This window comes from Siphonobacter sp. SORGH_AS_0500, from assembly GCF_002838835.1.
Classification (GTDB): domain Bacteria; phylum Bacteroidota; class Bacteroidia; order Cytophagales; family Spirosomataceae; genus Siphonobacter.
Window position 1 is genome coordinate 367531 of record NZ_NHPP01000003.1, and the last position, 17845, is coordinate 385375.

Genomic DNA, 17845 nt, shown 5'->3' on the forward strand with positions numbered 1-17845 from the left:
ATTACTTTAGGAAACTAACGACCTTTCGTGTATGCGGGTAAGTCCTGGATGTGCGGAATGTGGCCTACGCCGGGCAACTCCACGAGCTTACTGCCTTTGATTTGCTGCTGCGTACGCTTGCCCAGAGCCGGGTACTGTCCGTATTGACTCACAAGCTCTTTGGGAACGCGATTCTTTCCCACAATCGTTCGGTCTTCCTGACCGATGATTAATAACGTTGGCACACGGATGCGGTTGAATTCATAACAAACGGGTTGCTCATAAATCATCTGGTAGGTCAGAGCATTAACCCAGGCAATTTCTTTAAAGCGGGGATCTTTCAACGCCGAAGCTTGCACCTTTACCCATTCTTCATACTCGGGTTTCCATTGCGGGTAATAACTCTGCTGGTATTTTTTATAGGACTCGTAAGTGGCCGATAATTCATTGGTATATAATTCGTTCAGCGGAGCATAAGGCACCATGATTCGGTAATCTTCCAGACCAATCGGGTTTTCCAGAATGAGCTGATGCACTTTTTCAGGAAACATTAACGTAAAGCGAGTAGCCAGCATGCCACCCATGGAATGAGCAATCAGGGTTACCTTAGTAATATTCAGCGAATCCAGTAATCGTTTATTCGTACTCGCCAACGCATGAAAACTGTAATGCAAATCGGGATAACTGGATTTACCCCAACCGACCTGATCGGGAACAATAACACGGTAACCTTCCTGACTTAGAAAAGAAATCACTTCCCGCCAGTATATACCATTGAAGTTCTTTCCGTGAAAAAGCAGGGCCGTTTTTCCATTCGCTTTTCCTTGGGCCGGAATGTCCATGTAGGCCATGTCTACCGTTTTCTGTTCCTGATTAACGCGAAAAATATGGACGGGGTAGGGGTATTGAATTTCCTGAGCGTAACCCGAAACAACCAGCAAGGACAAAAAAATAGAGAGTAAGAAAGGGCTGATTTTCATAATAGAGGCAGATTCTAAGAGAACAGAGCAAAAAGAAATGTTCCAAGAGATGAAAATAAATCGGTAATTCACGAATTAATTAAACAAAGCATACGCCATTCGATTACCTACAATACTAACCACTCCGCCTGTGGAGACGGGTTGATTTAGTTTGAGGAGGTTAGCGTTAATTTGAAGTTTGATGGGGTTGGAAAGGACTGATCATTAGTTAATCAGACCTCATGTACATCCAGCTCTTAGGTTTTGCGGATGTAATTGTAACCACCGCAATGCTAGCAATTTAACCCGAAAGGAAGCCTTCAAACCAGTTCAAACCCATTAAACCTGCTGTCTTTATGAACCGAATAGTACTGATTGTTTTAACCCTTTGTTGCAGCTTTAGTTCCTGGGCCCAGCAGGCGTCGAAGGCCTTGCAAACCTGGAAGAATGACAAATATTCCATGTTCATTCACTTTGGGGCTTATTCGGCTTTGGGGGGTGTTTGGGAAGGAAAGCCCGTAACCCGGGGATATAGTGAACAAATTAGGGCCCATGCACCTGGCTTATACAGCGATACGTATGAAGGCGTGGTCCGAAACTTCGATCCTAAACTCTGGAATCCTGATTCAGTCGTAGCTCTGGCGAAAGCCGCGGGGATGCGTTCGGTGGTATTAACATCCAAGCACCATGATGGTTTTTGTATGTTTAAATCCGCTTTCACGAAGTTCAACATCGTGGATGCTACTCCGTATAAACGTGATATAGTGAAAGAGCTGGCCGAGGCCTGTGAACGCCAAGGCATGAAGTTTGGGCTTTATTACTCCATCATTGACTGGCATTTTCCGGCAGCTTATCCCATTTCCAGCAGTAACTCTGATCCCATTCCGGCGGCTCATCACGAGTACAACAAAAATCAGGTTCGTGAACTATTAACCCATTACGGACCTATCTCCGAGTTATGGTTTGACATGGGTTCGCAAACCCCGACTCAAAGCCAGGAACTGGCCGACTTAGTGCACGAACTACAGCCGGACTGTATGGTTAGTGGTCGCATTGGTAATGAGGCCGGGGATTTCTGCGTGATGGGAGATAATGAATACCCGAACTACAAAATCGCGACGCCCTGGCAAACGCCCGCTTCGATCTATGATGAAACCTGGGGGTATCGTTCCTGGCAGGAGCACGGCTCGGCGGATGATAAAGCTCGTGAAAAATTAGTGAGTTTACTGAAAGTAGTGAGTCGGGGCGGAAATTATCTGTTGAACATCGGGCCTCGTGGCGATGGAACCGTAGTAGAATTTGAGCGGGACGTATTACTGAAAATGGGGGATTGGCTCCGTCAAAATGGCGAGGCGGTGTATGGCACTAAGGCCGATCCCTTCCCGAATCCATTCAAGTGGGGTGAGGTAACGACGAAAGGACGTAAGCTGTATTTGTCGCTGCTGGGCATGCCCTCTGGCCGAACGATTACTCTGCCCGGAATTACGGGAAATTTGCAGATTATCCATGTACTCGGCAAACCCCGTGAGACAGCTTCTTTCAAACGCGTTGGTAACGATATTCAGATCATCTTACCCGCTGAAATCAAGTCGGTTAAAGATATTCCGGTAGTAGTGGTTGAGTTTAGCGATGACTTTAAGGTAGCTCCGGCTAATATTATTCAGGTGAATGCCATTCAGAAAAATCTGGTTTTATCCCATGCCAATGCTCAGCATGAGTACAGCATTGGCGGGGTAGATTACAACAGTTATTACCGAACTACGGTTAAGGAATCCTGGCGATTTGAAATTCCAAAAACTACTGCCGTTCATCCCCTGGTTGTTTTTTCGGATGAAGAAAAAGGAAAAAGCATTGATCTGGATGTAAATGGGGTACGTCGTTCCATCATTCTTGACGATGGTGAACCTTATCAGATGGCCAAAACCGGAAAGGTAACCTGGGGGCCGACGTATCTAAATCAGGCCAAAGGAACGGGCATTGGCTGGGGAAGTGTATTAACGATTGATCCATCCAAGGGCTGGCCCCTGCGGGAAGGTCCGACCTGGAAGGAAATTAACCGGAGTGAAGTACGTCAGCTTCCTGCCGAACCTTCACAAAGCTGGTTCGTACTACAGGAGTTAACTACCGACCGCCCTCAGAATTTGATGGTTGAAATTTTAAGCGGTGATGGTATCGGGGTTTGGCTGAACGGCGAGCAGCTTTTACTCCATAGCAACCGGGCCAAAACCGACTCTACCCGTGATCTGGTTTTACTTAAATTGAAAACAGGTTCCAATCAGTTACTGGTGAAACTTTATAATCGTTACCATGAGCAGGTACCGCTGTCCATTACCGATCAGGTACCACAGGTCATGTATCGGAAACGACTGGATCGGATTCCTCTGGAACTGAGTAATGACGTAAGCTGGCAATTGCACGACCCGTCTTCCCCGCACCAGGATCTGGAGTTACCAAACCTGTTTCTGGAGTGGAAATTGAAGTAGTTTTCCGTTTACGGTTTTCAGTTTTCAATTGCGTTGGTACCCAAAGAGGCCGGTTTCACCGGCTCTTTGGGTTAGAGAATACACAACCCCGGAAGTTTAATTATGAATAGCCCCGGATGATAATCCGGGGTAGCCTAATCTGGCTTTGGGTTAGAGGAAATAGAACCCTGGAGGGGTTTAATTATGGATAGCCCCGGATGATAATCCGGGGTGGCCTAATCTGGCTTTGTGTTAGAGGAAATAGAACCCTGGAGGGGTTTAATTATGAATAGCCCCGGATGATAATCCGGGGTGGCCTAGTCTGGCTTTGGGTTAGAGGAAATAGAACCCTGGAGGAGTTTAATTATGAATAGCCCCGGATGATAATCTGGGTTCCGTTCAGACCGGGGTTTCTGTAAATAAGACCAATCTAAATAACAATCTGGGGTAATGCGTTTGTTGTTACGAGATTCCCCGGGTTCCACCCGGGGCTATTCAGATTAAACCCCGGAGGGGTTATGATTATTATTAGAGGGTACTGAAAACCGTAAACTAAAAACTGAAAAACCAGACCCAGCCAATGAAGAACAATTGCAGCGGCATTCGGAGCCAAAGATACGCAAGGCCGGGGCCGTCGGTTGTGCCTTTTTGATAGTCGATACGATGAAAGGCCGCATAAATATTGGCTGGTAAAATCAGAATGAAAAACAGCATAAGCCACAAAGCAGTCAAGTGACGAAAGCTGGGAATCATCAAACCAATGGCCGCGGCTACTTCAATAACGCCCGTTACATAAACCAGCGGGACCCGATAGGGAACGAAAGGAGGTAACATCTCCGCCATGCCTTTCGGAAACATAAAATGTCCCAGTGCCGTAAAGAGGAGCATTACGCTCATGCCTACATTACCAGCAAAGCGAAGGTGCCATTCTCCCGAGGCCAGCCAGAGCACAAGTAACGTAAGCAACGTGACGATCAGTAAAACATACAAGGGCTTCATAAGCAACAGTTAGGATTATTCTCATTCATCCCGCCCCTTAAAAATAGTCCTTTCCTGCTTTTCTTCCGCGATTAATTGCCGATTCGTTCGCTCAAAAACCTTGAATAAAACAATCAGGTATGCAATTAAAAGGGGACCAATGACCAATCCCAGAATTCCGAAAAGTGGTACGCCCAATACCACGCCGGTCAGGGTAATAAGGGGGTGAACATCGCCCATCCGTTTAGCCAGAATGATGCGTAAGACGTTATCGACATTCGTTAACACAATCGCTCCTACCAACAAAATTCCAATGCCCCGGCCCGTATCACCCTGAGAGATGGCGATTAACCCGGCAGGTCCCCAGACAATAGGCGTTCCTAAAACGGGAATGAAGCTCAAAAAGAAAGTAACGGTTCCCCAGAAAGCAGCGTCGGGCGTGCCAAAAATCCAGAGGGTAATTCCTGTTAAAATCCCTTGAATCAGAGAAATCAGGCCCTGACCAAGGATGTTGGCATTCACCATGTTCTTCAAGCTTTCGCCTAGTTCCTGGTCGGTATTGGAGTCAAAGGGAAGGTAACGCTTCAGGCCATTGAGAAAACTTTCTTCCTGCGTAAACATGTAGTAAAGCGTAAAGAAGAGTAGGCCAAGAATAATCAATACGTCCAGCGTGCCTCCAATGATGCTGGGAAACTGCTGACTGGCCCAGCCAGCTCCCTGTTGAATCAGGGATTTTATACTGTTTTGATCAGTAATGGAAATCCCCGTCAGATCCTCAATTTTTTCTACCAGTTTCAGAATATCTTCATAATTCTGACTGTAATACCTCACCCGGTCGGCCAGTAACAAACTCAGCACCAGAAAGGGAATGATAATGACGATGATTGAAAAGAGTAATAAGCCTACGGAAACCCACGTACGGTTAAGCTTCTTTTTATTAACCAGATTAGTAAGCCAGGGACGAAAAATAACGTATAGGATGGCGGCTCCGAAGAAAGCCGTAATATACTGACGTAACCCGGCAATGATAAATCCTGAAATAACGATCAGACTAAAAATAAGCAGATAACGCTGCTGTTTGGGGGTATATATGGATGACATAAGGGGTAGAATTGAAGGAATAACGTTCGTGAATGGCCAGACGGGCAAAGCTTACCATTTTTAATGATAAGGGCAGTATGATTTCTTAAAAAACAATACCTGGTTTTAACTTAATACGATTCGGAAAGGGCAGGTTCATTTGAATAATCGTTACTTTGTCTTTACAAACGAGTTGATGGATGATTCGTTACCAGCGATACTAAATAGTTGATTATTTTTAGCGGCCGCCGCTACGGTTGTTAATGGATTGATATTCAGGTTTTACAACTGAACCATCTATCATTAAATAATGACAAGAACTTAAAGACACGCCGCAAGCAATTGTTAAATCACGATACCCTATGAGTTTTGAGAAAATTACCCTGGAAGTCACCAAGTTGGCCAAAGCTGCCGGGGAGTTCATGTTAGCCGAATTGAAGCATTTTGATTCTACCCGAATTGAGCATAAATATGGCGAGAACTTTAATCTGGTTTCCTACGTCGATAAAGAAACTGAAACGCGTCTGGTAGAAGGGTTATCGGGGCTGATTCCGGGTTCAGGATTCATTACCGAAGAAGGCACCGTAGAGCAGGCCAAAGATCAGGATCTGGTGTGGGTAATCGACCCGCTCGATGGCACGACTAACTTCCTGCACGCCTATCCGCAGTTTTGTACGAGTATTGGCTTATTACAGGGCGGTAAACCCGTAGCAGGCGTAATTTACGAGCCTTTCCGCGATGAAATGTACTATACCTGGAAAGGCGGCGGAGCCTGGATGAACAAGCAACAACTGGTGGTTTCGAAAGTAAGCGAAATTCGTCATAGCCTGCTGGCTTGTGGTTTCCCCAGTCGCCAGAATCAGAAAACGGATGCGTACATGGACATGATTCTGAAAATCACCCGCGAATCGCACGGGTTCCGTCGCATCGGTTCGGCGGCTCTGGATTTGGCTTATACCGCTCGGGGCTGGTTTGAAGGTTATTTTGAGTATAACATCAATAGTTGGGATATTGCGGCTGGGGTGTTACTGGTGGAAGAAGCAGGGGGTAAAGTAACCGATATGAAAGGCGGCGACAGTTACCTGGCCAACGGCGAAATCATCAGCTCGAACGGCCTGGTGCATGACGAGCTGGTTCGCATGATTCGGGAAAGTTTAGGAGAGTAATCGGGTTTGAAAAGGTTTGAATTCTGAGGTGTTTGAAGATTATTACCTTTTTCTGAACAAAAAGAATCCTTTTGAACGTTGTCTGGAAAATTAAGAAGACTATGGAAACCGCTATCATTATCCTTTTATTTCTGGGAGCTTTAGCCTACATGGGTAATCAGTTCAGAAAGCAGTTTAGCCTGCGAAAGTCGGGCGGTTGTGCGAAAGGCTGTGGTTCCTGTGGGGTTACTAAGTTTGAAGATATACACGTGGAGGCATTACCGAAGAAGTAAGGCTTCCCGATCATTACTACGAAACCCCGGCCTGCTGGTCGGGGTTTTTCTTTGACTTTATCGCTTCTGCATATGCTGAATCAATGTATGTAAAACGGAAGTTAATTGCTGTTCGACAGCCGCATCATTCCATCGCTTGCGAGCGTTGGAAATTAATACGCTGGTCTCTTCAGAAATCTGCGTTCCTAATACATTCAGAATAAACTGAAGTGATTCATGAGCTTTTTCACCCGAAGTTGAGGCTGTAATCAAAGCGGTTGGTTTTTCGGCCCATTCGCCCGATGAAAAACCGACCGTCCAGTCCAGTAGATTTTTGAGTGATCCGGGAATGCCGAATACGTATTCAGGCGTACAAATCAGAATACCATCGGCCTGTAATAACTGATTTCTGAAACGCTCAACCGACTCCGGTAATACTTGTAAATCAGGATTGAAAGCTGGAATCTGCTTTAATTCCTGATAACTATTCCAGGTAATGGTTGCCGGAATCTGAGTGGAGAGTTTCTCTAAAATCTGATTATTAACTGAAGCAGCACGTAAACTGCCAGAAATGGCAAGGATTTGGTGGGTATTTTTCATTCGAATAAAAGATAGGTAAGGGTAGAACCCCTTCTTTTCTGAAAAAGCTCACCAAAGCCTCACGAAATTCATTCCCACCTATATAACTGAAAGCGGCTTGGGATACCTTAACTTGCAAGCCAGAAAAGCAGCGATTGCATGAAAAAACTATTTCTTCTGGACGCGATGGCCCTGATTTACCGGGCACACTTCGCTTTCGCCAAAACTCCCCGTATTACCACCTCCGGCATGAACACCAGTGCCGTTTTTGGTTTTACAAATACCTTATTAGAAGTTATCCGTAAAGAAAATCCAACGCACCTGGGCGTTGCTTTTGATACTCCCAAACCCACCTTTCGGCACACGCGTTTTGAGGCTTATAAAGCTCAGCGTCAGCAACAGCCGGAAGATATTACCATTGCCATTCCTTACGTGAAGCGTTTGTGTGAAGCCCTTTGCATTCCGGTTCTGATTCTGGATGGGTACGAAGCAGATGACATCATCGGAACGCTGGCAAAAAAAGCTTCAGCCGTTGGCGATTTTGAGGTATTTATGATGACTCCCGACAAAGACTATGGTCAGTTAGTGGAGGAGCACGTAAAGCTTTACAAACCTGCCTTTATGGGTAAGGATGTCGAGATCATGGGTCCCAAAGAGGTTTGTGAACGCTGGGGCATTACCAATGTCGATCAGGTAGTTGACTTATTGGGCCTAATGGGCGATGCGGTTGATAACATTCCGGGCATTCCGGGCATTGGAGAAAAAACGGCGGTAAAGCTGATTGCCGAATATGGTTCCGTTGAAAACCTGATTGCGAACGTTGACCAGTTAAAAGGCAAGATGGCGGAAAATGTACGCACGTTTGCGGAGCAGGGCTTATTATCGAAAGAACTGGCGTTAATTGAGCAAAACGTTCCGATTGAGTTTGATGCGGAAGCTCTGAAAATCTGCGAACCCAATCGGGAAATGCTGTCAGCTTTACTGGACGAACTGGAATTCAGAACGCTTCGCAAACGGATGTTAGGCGATGAAACACCCGCTCCTGAGCCTGCTGCGAAAGCACCCAAAGCCAAAGCCCCCACGGCTCAGATGGATCTGTTTGGAGCCGCCCCCGTAACGGAAGTAGCAAGTGCGGAAGTCGCTACGCAATGGGAAACTTCCACCGTTCGCCGAACCGTTCACGATACGGTTCATGATTATCAGTTAATCGATACGCCCGAATTACGCCAGTCGCTGGCTCATTACCTGAATGTACAGGAGGCCATCTGCTTTGATACGGAGACCACCGATCTGTCAGCCATCGAAGCGAAATTAATCGGTATATCCTTTTCCTATCGCGTAGGGGAGGCGTTCTACGTCCCTGTTCCCACAAATCAGGAAGAGGCTCAGGCCATTGTAGAAGATTTTCGGTCGGTCTTTGAAAACGAAGCAGTCGAGAAAATTGCTCAGAATATCAAGTACGACTTGACCGTTCTGGCCAACTACGGCATTGAGGTAAAAGGAAAGCTCTATGATACGATGTTGGCCCATTACCTGATTGAGCCGGAAAAACGGCATGGTATGGACATTCTGGCCGAAACGTATCTGAATTATACACCCGTTGCCATTGAAGAACTGATTGGCAAAAAAGGCAAGAATCAGGGGAATATGCGGGACGTTGACTTGGAAAAAATCAAGGAATACGCCGCTGAGGATGCAGATATTACCCTGCAACTGAAGGAAGTATTAAACCCCATGCTCAAACAGAATCAGAAACTGGTTTCGCTATTTGAAGAAGTGGAAATGCCGCTGGCCCGGGTGCTGTCTGAGGTAGAATCGGAAGGGGTTCGGCTGGATTTAAACTTCCTGAGCGAGCTTTCCCATCAACTCGATACCGACCTTCGGGACACGCAGCAAAAAACCTGGGAGCTGGCCGGACAAGAGTTTAATATTTCCTCCCCGAAGCAATTAGGAGAAATTCTATTCGAAAAATTACACCTTGACCCCAAAGCGAAAAAGACCAAAACGGGTCAATACATGACGGGGGAAGATGTCCTGCTAAGTCTGGAGTCCAAGCATGAAATTGTACGTAAGATTCTGGATTTCCGTGAGTTGCAGAAATTAAAATCCACTTACGTCGATGCTTTGCCGGCTCTTATTTCTCCCAAAACGGGACGGCTACACACCAGTTTTAATCAGGCCGTGACGGCTACGGGACGGCTTTCTTCCACGAATCCAAACTTGCAGAACATTCCGATTCGGACGGAAAGAGGTCGGGAAATTCGAAAAGCCTTTATTCCCCGCGATGCCGATCACGTTATTCTCTCTGCCGATTATTCGCAGATTGAGTTACGCATCATGGCGGCTTTCTCGGGCGACGCCAGCATGACCGAAGCCTTTAACAAAGGACTGGACGTTCACCGGGCCACAGCCAGTAAGGTATTCCATGTGCCGCTGGAAGAGGTTACCTCAGACATGCGGCGGAAAGCCAAAACGGTAAACTTCGGTATTATTTACGGCGTGTCAGCCTTTGGACTTTCACAGCAGGTAGAGGTATCTCGGACGGAAGCTAAAGAACTGATCGATAACTATTTCCGTGAATTTCCGGCGGTTAAGGAATACATGGATGAAAGCATCAGTAAAGTTCGTGAAACGGGCTTTGCCGAAACCATTTTAGGTCGTCGCCGTTATTTACCAAACATTAACTCCGGTAATCAGACGGATCGGGGGTATGCCGAGCGTAACGCCATTAATGCTCCCATTCAGGGTTCGGCTGCGGACATTATGAAGGTCGCCATGGTGAAAGTGCAGGATTTTATCCGAAAAGAAAAACTGAAATCCCGCATGATTCTCACCGTGCATGACGAATTGGTTTTCGACGCACATGTAAGCGAACTAGAGTACCTCCGGGAAAGGGTTAATGATTTGATGGTTCATGCCTTACCGTTATCTGTGAAAATGGAAACAGGCATGGGCGTTGGACAAAATTGGCTGGAAGCCCACTAACCCATTCAATAAGCGGGCTCAACCAAACGTTAAAGACCTGAAAGGTTGGTCGTCAATCGACTGTCTTATGAGGTTTTTAACTGAATAGAGTAGCCTTAAAGCTATTTCAAAGCTTTTTACGTACATACTAAACTCAAACCCCGGAAAGGAAGTCTTTTCAGTTCGCTAGCGATTGATCTCCAATCCCCCACAAACGAAACAAAAAATTAGATGAAAAATAGCTTAATGTTCCTGGCTTTATCAGCCGCTTTAGTTTTTGGTTGCAAGAAGGATAACGAAACGGATTCGTCAGCAACAGTAAAAGCAAATCTTACCAAAAGCTGGCAAGCTCAAAAAGTGGAGGGGAAAACTCCAGCGGGAATCACGCTTAATGTGTACACTAAAGGAAGTACTACTAATTTAATTGATGCTTTAGGTACATTTTACGTAACATTCAAAAGCGACGGTAAGTTTGAAAGAAGCTCATTAGACCCAAGCTCTACACAACCTGAAACAGGAACGTGGACATTAGGTTCTGACAACAAAACGATTACCATGGTTACTTCGACTGGAGCGACCTTGACTTACGTAGCAGATCCTGTGACAGCTAATAGTGCTACATTCAAATACAATATTAACGTAACAAATCCTACCGGAATTGATGCATTAATTGTGGCAAGAGCACAAGCTTTTGGGCAATCGTTACCAGCAGGTTCTTACCTGAATTTCTACGTTGTTCCTAAGTAATTATCTTAGATTTTATGGGAAAGGCTGCAAACGGAAGTTTGTGGCCTTTTTTAGTTAGAATAACTTCATTTGCATGCCATCCTTACGGAATTGAGTAATGTCATAGGGAGGCATTACCCGTTGGGCCATGTACCTATGCAGCGAAATGCGATGTAATTGTCGAATATGCTCAGCTATTTTTCCTTCCCCCATCATCCGAACATTCCAGCGACTGTCATTCAACTGTCCGCCGTGACAATCCCGAATTTGATTTAATACTTTTTCGGCCCGGTCGGGAAAGGTTTTATGAATCCAGTCTTCAAATAACTCAGCAATGGCTCCGTTTAGTCGCACGATGGTATAACCCGCCGTCAAAGCTCCGGCCTGAGCAGCAGCTTCCAGAATTTTAGGAATCTCCTGATCGTTCAACCCCGGAATAATCGGGGCCGACATAACGCCAACGGGCACACCTGCCGCGGTTAACTGCTCGATTACCTGCAAACGTTTGTGAGCCGTTACCGTTCTGGGTTCCATCGCCTGCCGCAGATTTTCGTTGAGGCTGGTAATGGAAATGTAGACGTGAACCAGCCGATGAGCGGCCAGCTCGCTTAACAAATCAATATCCCTTAGAATGAGGGCATTTTTGGTAATCATTCCCACCGGATTTCGATACTTCAGGAACACCTTCAGCAAACTTCGGGTTAACTCGAATTTCTTTTCGGCGGGTTGGTAACAATCCGTATTTCCTGATAACTCAATGGGGGCGGGTTCCCAGCTTTTCCTGAGAAACTGTTCTTCCAGCAACTGTGCCGCATTTTTCTTCACCATGATTTTTGTCTCAAAATCAAGTCCGGCTGAAAAGCCCCAGTATTCGTGCGAGTTACGGGCATAACAATAAATGCAGCCGTGCTCACAACCCTGATAGGGATTGATGGATTTGCCGATGGGTAAGTCAGGGCTCGAAAACGTACTGATGATTTTCTTTGGCGTTTCGGTAAAAAATTGCGTTTGCGGCGAAGGCTGTATTTCCTCATTCGGTTCTGCTTCCAAACGCTGTTTCAAAAATCGATTGGCCGTATTGAGCTGAGCTCCGCGACCTTTGAGGTAATCATTCATACCCATGGCTGTAAATTTTGATCAAATGTATATAAAAACAGATCAAAAAATCAGTTATGTAGACAAAATGATTGTTTTATGTAGTTATTGAATAAAAAAAATAGCGACTAATCAGTCGCTATCCAGAACTTCGTATCAAGGTAATTAGAGGTTTAATCGCAATTAAGCATCCATTTGATGCCGTATTTATCCGTCAGGGTTCCGAATTTCGAACCCCAGAAGGTATCCTGTAAAGGCATCGTCACACGCCCACCCTGAGACAAGCCTTTGAAAATTCGCTTGATCTCTTCCTGCGAACCACAGGTGATATTCAGAGTAACCATATTGCCTGAATGAACCGATTTGTGCTGTACGTCATCTGCCGCCATCAGTTCGAGTGAATGATTTTTTAACCGCGAATGCATGATTTTCGATCTAACATCATCCGGGATAGGCATCGGCGAGTTTTCGTAAGTCATACAATCAAATTCACCACCGAAGCATTGCTTATAGAAAGTCATCGCTTCCAGGCAATTACCGCCAAACATTAGATAAGCTTTGATTTGTGCCATAGCTCAATAAATAGAAGTAGAGGAACAGGTAACCGATGACAATGATAAGTATAATTTATAATTATTGAAATTATTATTTGTAATTTATTTATAATAACAAAATAAAGGCTGGTGTTCCCACCAGCCTTTATTTTTGATAACCGCTTGGTAGAGCAGAGTGACTGCCAAGATTGGCTTACTGCGGTTTGAGGATTTTGGCCAGGTCGAGGATGTTATCGACGTTGGTTTTGCGGAAGATATTTTTCTTGACGGTGCTGATGGTGGGAGCCTTGCGATTCATGAGCTCGGCAATTTTGGAAATGCTCATGCCCTTCAACAGGTAGTCGGCGACGGTGTTTTCCATGCGGCTGAGGATGACGGTTTTTTTAGTGGGGTCAGCAAGCCGGGTCAAGAGCAGGTCATAGACCAGGTCGGTATTGATGTAGAGCTGGTTGCTTTGGAGCTGCCGGAGGCAGGCCTCCAGGTCGGTGGGGGTAAAAGTCTCGGGCAGGTAGCCCTGGATTCGTCCGTGAAAAAAGGGGAGCAGCGAGCTGATGGGATTACGGTAGCCGTACATGACCACTTTACAGGATTTGTTGTGGAGGCGAAAGGAGTCCAGGGGCAGGGAGATCTGCTGATCGGAGCAGGCATGGGCACTAAACAAGAGCAGGTCCAAAGGAGTATCGCTTCGTTTTTCTTCGAGCTCGGCCCAGTCGCTGGCTTCGAGCACGGAGTGGGCCTCCCTTTCCAGAGCCTGTTTCAGGCCGCTGGTGAACATGGGCCGGTTGTCGAGGATGGCAATGGTGAGGGGAGGCAGGAGAGAGGAATAGCCAGGCATGATGAAAAAAATAAGTAGGGTTGGGGATGAGCAATCAATCGTTGGGTGAGTAGAGCCTAGCAATCAGGCAAGGCCCTTTTAAACGTGAGACAATGTTCCAGCATTTTTTTAGAAGGGAATAGGGATAAAATTGCCTAACTAGTACTACAATCTTGTCTAGGTTTAAAAAATGGGGTTTTAATGAAAGTTTGATAGCAAGCGGGGCGGGGGTTTAAAGAAAAATAGATAAACAGGCTACGGTTTGGCTTCTTAGCGGGCTGGGGGTGAAACGCCATTGCTAGCGAAAAGGGGTTTTGAGTGAACCAAGCCCGCAAAAAGAGCCTCGCCGATACGACGAGGCTCTGGATACTGGAAAGGTGAAAAAACTAGACAAAAATCTAAGGATCTCTTTGCTTTCCCCTAGCGGGCAATGAGTACTTTATGAGTATGAGCCGAGCCGTCGGAGAGCGACAGCTTGAGCAGGTAGACGCCGCTGGGATAGGCCGTGACCTTCAATCCCTCGGGGCTCCACTCCGGGGCCGAGTAGAGGACTCGGCCCTGCCCATTGATGAGCTCGACTTTACTAACTCTACTTGGCTCGACTCCGCCGAGTTGGAGGCGGTCGGTAGCCGGGTTAGGGTAGACCAAAGACCTCGCCATGAGTTTGTCGAATTCAACGCTAACCGTCCGACTGAAAGCGAAGGTCTGATCCAGATCAATCATCTTGAGTCGGTAGTAGTTGATACCCGGGGCCGGTTGAGCGTGGGTAAAGGCGTAGTACTTCATTGAAGTACTGCCTCCGGCGGCTTTGACTTGACCCAGGGTCAGCCAACGTTCGGCATCGGTGCTGGTTTGAATCTCGAAGCGGTCGGTATTCGTTTCCACCGAAGAAGCCCAGGTAAGCTGAGCGACCGTGTTGACCGCTTTAGCCTGGAAGCTGACCAGGGTTACGGGCAGGGACGCATCAGTAAAGGGCACGGTCACGGTTTTGGGATCGGAGGCCACGCCGGCATTATCGATGACGGCATAGTCAAAGGTGGTCTGGGTCGCCCCCGGATCAGCGGGATCGACACTTAGCTTGGAGGGATCGAAGTTAGGGATGCTGGTGGTAGCAGCGATGGCAGAGACATCGTTAACGGAGCTCACGCGTAGGGAACCGTTGCTCAGGGTCTGGTTGGTACTGGCGATCGCGTTGCCGTTGTAGTAGAGCGTACCACCCGTGGCGGAATAGAGAATCACACTCCGCCCCGTCAGGTTCGAGGCATAGCCAGCTGGGGCGTCTTCGCGGTCTTGACCGGTGAAGAGCGAGCTAGCCAGAGCGGCCTGAAGGGTGCCGCCGGGATTGGGCGAGCTATCGGCGGTGGCGTTTTGGACCAGGGGCTTGCTGTTGATCCCGAAGGTGAGGGTAGTGACATTACCCGAGGGGTTGACGGCGATCACACCGGGCAGGGTATTGGTGGCTTCTACGCCGGAGCCGGCGGCGTTGTTCGTGCCGTAGTTTTCGCGGGTGTTGAGGTAGGGCATGGTTCCCCCATTGGGCAGGGAGGCCGCTGGAGCGTTATCTCCGGGGTTGGCCGCCGAAGCATTACTCAGCACGACTTTGTAAGCGGTGTTGAGGGCACCGCTGAGGGTATAGGCACCGGTGCTGGCGTTAACGGAGGCTTTGTCAACGACTAGATCGGCGGCATTGACCAGGTAAACGGTGAGGGAGGAAGAACCCAGGTTGGAGCCCATCTCGCCGGTGTCGATGAGGCCATTGCCATTACCATCCGAGAAAACCGTTCCTGATATGGTGATGGTGTTGCACACACTGTATTCCAGCGGCTGGTCACTGACATCCACGCAGGAACCCGTCACTGAGGAGATATTGCTACCCGGAGCCATCGCCGGAGCCGTACCGCTGTAGTTGACCACGTAGATTTTGAAGTTCCCTCCGGTAGTACCGACGTTCAGGGGGCTGTTTACGTTATTATCCAGGATTTGGCCGCTGCCATCGGTCTTTACGTATCGCGTGGTATAGCCGCTAGTGGTAGTGTTACCTGCCACGCTAAAACTGATTTGCGAATTAGGACTCACGCAAGGGGTACACACGCTAAACTCCAGCGGGGTGCTGCTCACGGCTGTACACGACCCGCCAATGGCATTGATATTCGTGCCCGGCGTTAGCGTGGGAGCCGTGCCGCTGGTGTTGTAGTTGACGGCATATACCTTGAAGGTACCCGACTGATTCGGAGCATTAACCGAGGTACCACTCACCTGTTGAATGATGTTACCGCTGGCATCCGTTAATACGTGGGTGGTGGTATAACCGGAAGCGGTGTTGTTGCCCGCTACATTGAAATTGATAGCCGTGCCGGGACTTACACAGGGACTTGCCACCGTAAATGTAACGGGGCTACTACTGGTAGCGACACAGGTGCCACCAATGGCACCGATGTTGGTGCCCTGCGTAAGGGTAGGAGCGGTGCCGGAGTTGTCGTAATTGACGGTGTACACCCGGTAGGTGCCCGATTGGTTAGGGGCGGTTACGGAGACGGGGCTAGTACCAGACACCTGCTGAATAATGTTGCCGCTGTTATCGGTCAACACGTGGGTGGTGGTAAAGCCAGTAGCAGTATTGTTGCCAGTGGTACTAACTGTGAAGGTTTGGCCGGGGGTATATTGGGCATAACTCCCCAGCACAAACAGACTCAGTAGTAGGGTCATCAACACGCTTCGACTCCCGTAAGCCCATGGTTTAGCGTAGTTCATACCTAATTGCTTTTGGGATTTGGAAATCGATTGAATTACTGGCGTGTAATTGTACCCGCGTTGGCCGCACAATCCGAAAGCGTGACCGGACCAGACGGGCCAGAGGCTGCACCCCCATTGAAGGCGACCGTAAAGTTAGTATACGTACCGGCCGGCAGGTTTGGAATAGTAACCTTACCCGTGCCATCGCTGGAACCTGAATAGGTAGCCGTCGTGTTATCGGGTCTGGTATAGGTGACTGTTACGGGCGTGTTGGCCGGGTAGGATGAACCGGAAGGGGGGCTCAGGCTCACGCTGCCATCCGTACCACCCGGTGTGGTGGGGTTCGTACCTGTTGGTACAGGTGTGGCCGGTGGCGCAACCAGGGTGACCGGGTTGGACGGGTTGGACGCGGGACTACCATTGACTGATACAACAAACCCTGGATATGTACCTACAGGCAAATTGGGAATGGTAATCTTGCCTGTGCCATCGGTATTGCCCGTAAAGGTAGCAGTGGTGTTGTCAGGCTTGGTATACGTAACCGTTACAGGCGTGTTGGCGGGATAGGAACCCGTGGCGGCACTCAGGCTGACACTACCCGTACCAGTCGGTGTGGTGGGATTCGTGCCGGTAGCTACGGGCGTAACCGTTGATACTGCCGTCATTGAAAAATTATCAAACAGGTAGTAACCAATATAACTCACATTTGAGCCATAAGAAGTATAACTCCCCGTTAATGGCCCCTCTTGCAATTGCCCTACGGTCATGTACTCTTCCGTACCATCAGCCGTATAATTGAGCGTTACAGGCACCCAGGCATCACGGCTTGCCGTCCCATACACACTCGTATTGCTCGCTGGTATCAGAGCCCTATGATTGGCATTCCAGGAACTATATAGTCCGCCCTGGCCTACAGTCCCCCCAACATCAACTGTTGAAGTATTTGCATTAGTAGGGAGCACGTCGGAAAAGCAAAGGCCTAAATATCCCTGATCACTGGGTTCTAATTCTGCATTAACGGCTGAACCAGGATAATACATATAAGGATGTCTTACATAAAATGAGATGGCGTAGGTAACACCCTCAGTTAGCTTGGAGGTAAGCTTGTGACTAAAATATTCTTTCGAGTTCTTTGAGCCGTAATGAGCACCATTATTAGGATTACGATCCACCATTCCAACAAGACTTCCTACATAGGCACTCCCTTGCTGAGCAGTAACGCCCATATAGGTAGTATATCCAACGTACCGGTAATCTGGGTCTGAGCTAGTTGGCTGTAGCCAGTCTTTTGCCTTGGTTATGCTTGCGTTTGTACCACTAGGATAATTTCCAGGGGTGGTCAGAGTTTCAAAACTCCCATTGGTTATACTCTGGGCAAATGTTTGCGTTGTAGCCAATACGAGCAACATCGCAGCCAAACCGTATTTCAATTGTTGTATGATTTTTTTCATCGTGTTTTTGTGTTTAAATGCATTCATTATACGGTGATCAGGTGGGTTATGCCA

14 protein-coding genes are annotated in these 17845 nt (G+C 47.7%); 5 read left to right on the top strand and 9 right to left on the bottom strand.

The window, feature by feature from the left end; all coding sequences use genetic code 11:
• Positions 1–14: 14 nt before the first annotated feature.
• Positions 15–959 carry an alpha/beta fold hydrolase gene (locus tag BWI96_RS05315; protein ID WP_106635643.1) on the bottom strand — a complete coding sequence of 315 codons (945 nt, stop codon included), beginning with the start codon at positions 957–959 and terminating at the stop codon, positions 15–17.
• 335 nt (positions 960–1294) lie between these two features.
• On the opposite strand from BWI96_RS05315, the gene BWI96_RS05320 reads away from it, so the two are divergent.
• A complete protein-coding gene (locus BWI96_RS05320) occupies positions 1295–3421 on the top strand; it encodes an alpha-L-fucosidase (protein ID WP_106635644.1) in 2127 nt (708 codons plus the stop codon).
• Positions 3422–3952: 531 nt separating this feature from the next.
• Here BWI96_RS05320 and BWI96_RS05325 read toward each other — a convergent pair.
• Both BWI96_RS05325 and BWI96_RS05330 read right to left on the bottom strand, forming a co-directional pair.
• A complete protein-coding gene (locus BWI96_RS05325) occupies positions 3953–4399 on the bottom strand; it encodes a DoxX family protein (protein ID WP_106635645.1) in 447 nt (148 codons plus the stop codon).
• A 21-nt stretch (positions 4400–4420) separates the two neighbouring features.
• Positions 4421–5479 (bottom strand): AI-2E family transporter, encoded by a 1059-nt coding sequence (locus BWI96_RS05330; protein ID WP_106635646.1) that lies wholly within the window; start codon positions 5477–5479, stop codon positions 4421–4423.
• A gap of 341 nt (positions 5480–5820) precedes the next feature.
• Between BWI96_RS05330 and BWI96_RS05335 the strand changes: the two genes are divergently transcribed.
• Together BWI96_RS05335 and BWI96_RS05340 are read left to right on the top strand one after the other, a co-directional pair.
• On the top strand, positions 5821–6624 hold the full coding sequence (locus BWI96_RS05335) for an inositol monophosphatase family protein (RefSeq protein WP_106635647.1): 804 nt from the start codon (positions 5821–5823) through the stop codon (positions 6622–6624).
• A 101-nt stretch (positions 6625–6725) separates the two neighbouring features.
• Positions 6726–6896, top strand: coding sequence for a FeoB-associated Cys-rich membrane protein (locus BWI96_RS05340; protein WP_106635670.1), 171 nt, complete (start codon positions 6726–6728; stop codon positions 6894–6896).
• Between the two features lie 57 nt (positions 6897–6953).
• Here the strand turns inward: BWI96_RS05340 and BWI96_RS05345 are convergent, their stop codons facing one another.
• Complete coding sequence (locus BWI96_RS05345; RefSeq protein WP_106635648.1) at positions 6954–7475, bottom strand: NADPH-dependent FMN reductase; 522 nt, start codon at positions 7473–7475, stop codon at positions 6954–6956.
• 138 nt (positions 7476–7613) lie between these two features.
• Between BWI96_RS05345 and polA the strand changes: the two genes are divergently transcribed.
• Both polA and BWI96_RS05355 read left to right on the top strand, forming a co-directional pair.
• Complete coding sequence (polA, locus tag BWI96_RS05350) at positions 7614–10439, top strand: DNA polymerase I (RefSeq protein WP_106635649.1); 2826 nt, start codon at positions 7614–7616, stop codon at positions 10437–10439.
• Positions 10440–10649: 210 nt separating this feature from the next.
• Complete coding sequence (locus BWI96_RS05355) at positions 10650–11165, top strand: hypothetical protein (protein WP_157830220.1); 516 nt, start codon at positions 10650–10652, stop codon at positions 11163–11165.
• Positions 11166–11219: 54 nt separating this feature from the next.
• On the opposite strand, the gene BWI96_RS05360 is transcribed toward BWI96_RS05355, so the two are convergent.
• From BWI96_RS05360 to BWI96_RS05380, 5 genes are all read right to left on the bottom strand, one after another.
• Positions 11220–12260 (bottom strand): PA0069 family radical SAM protein, encoded by a 1041-nt coding sequence (locus BWI96_RS05360; RefSeq protein ID WP_106635671.1) that lies wholly within the window; start codon positions 12258–12260, stop codon positions 11220–11222.
• A 152-nt stretch (positions 12261–12412) separates the two neighbouring features.
• The gene (locus BWI96_RS05365; protein WP_106635651.1) at positions 12413–12811 is read right to left on the bottom strand and encodes a VOC family protein; all 399 of its coding nucleotides are present in this window, start codon (positions 12809–12811) and stop codon (positions 12413–12415) included.
• Positions 12812–12986: 175 nt separating this feature from the next.
• Positions 12987–13628, bottom strand: a complete 642-nt coding sequence (locus tag BWI96_RS05370) for a LuxR C-terminal-related transcriptional regulator (protein ID WP_106635652.1) — start codon at positions 13626–13628, stop codon at positions 12987–12989.
• Positions 13629–14027: 399 nt separating this feature from the next.
• Entirely contained in the window at positions 14028–16358 is a 2331-nt protein-coding gene (locus BWI96_RS05375; RefSeq protein ID WP_106635653.1) for a T9SS type A sorting domain-containing protein, read from the bottom strand.
• 35 nt (positions 16359–16393) lie between these two features.
• On the bottom strand, positions 16394–17791 hold the full coding sequence (locus BWI96_RS05380) for a hypothetical protein (protein WP_106635654.1): 1398 nt from the start codon (positions 17789–17791) through the stop codon (positions 16394–16396).
• Positions 17792–17845 lie beyond the last annotated feature (54 nt).